Consider the following 830-nt stretch of genomic DNA (forward strand, 5'->3'; position numbering starts at 1 on the left):
GAGACCTTTGAAAAATTCTGAAATTTAGGCCATGTTGTCTGTTTAAGATGAGCATGACATCAAATTTTCGTCTTGCCGATATAGAAAATACCCCGGATTTTTACTCTGATTGGCTTTTCGGAAGCCTCTGTGGGCCTCTTTTTCCCTTCTTTCCTTATTTCAGGCACATTTCTCCTCCTTCTTCCGTGACGTCAAACTGCTACGACTCTTCTTTTCCTTCGCAGGTGCCACCAGAGCCTGAGGAGATTGTAGGTGAAGACCGTAAGGAGAAGATGGATCTCATTGGCCGCAAGGCCCACATACCTGGCTTTTGCCCGATTAAGATGAAGGCTAAAGATACCGAAGACCTTCTCCACCTTCCGCCTTACAGCTCCAAGCTTCCGATTCCTCTTTTTCTGGGAGGAGCTTATCTTGCGGTTTCTGGTTCCTTTAGCCAGGACCCCATAGTAAACGCCCTTTTCCCGACACCACCTTTTGAGAGCCCTGGAGTCGTAGGCCTTGTCGGCAAAGATGGCGGTCTCATCACCGGAAAGGAGCTCATCGATCACCAGGGAGTCGTGGACATTGGCCGGGGTGCAAACGAACTCGGTCACGAATTCATGTTTAGGGTCCACGGCGATGTGGTCTTTGTAGCCGTAGATGGTTTGGTTTCCCTTTTTGGCAAAGGCGGCATCAGAGTCTCCTTTTCCGGGGTTTCGGGCGGCTTTGACCAGACGGGCGTCAGTGATTTTGCCGCACTTAAGCTCGTAACCCTTTTCGGCAAGCTGGCGTTTGAGTTCTTTGAAGCAGGTTCTGTAGAGGTTCATGGACTTAAGATCTTTACGGAAGCG

General features: G+C 49.8%; 1 protein-coding gene. It reads right to left on the bottom strand.

All coding sequences use genetic code 11. The features are described 5' to 3' along the window. Positions 1 to 191: 191 nt before the first annotated feature. The coding region (locus TDIS_RS10640; RefSeq protein WP_084271093.1) for an IS5 family transposase at positions 192 to 830 on the bottom strand (639 nt) is incomplete at its 5' end.

Source organism: Thermosulfurimonas dismutans (assembly GCF_001652585.1).
Lineage (GTDB): Bacteria > Desulfobacterota > Thermodesulfobacteria > Thermodesulfobacteriales > Thermodesulfobacteriaceae > Thermosulfurimonas > Thermosulfurimonas dismutans.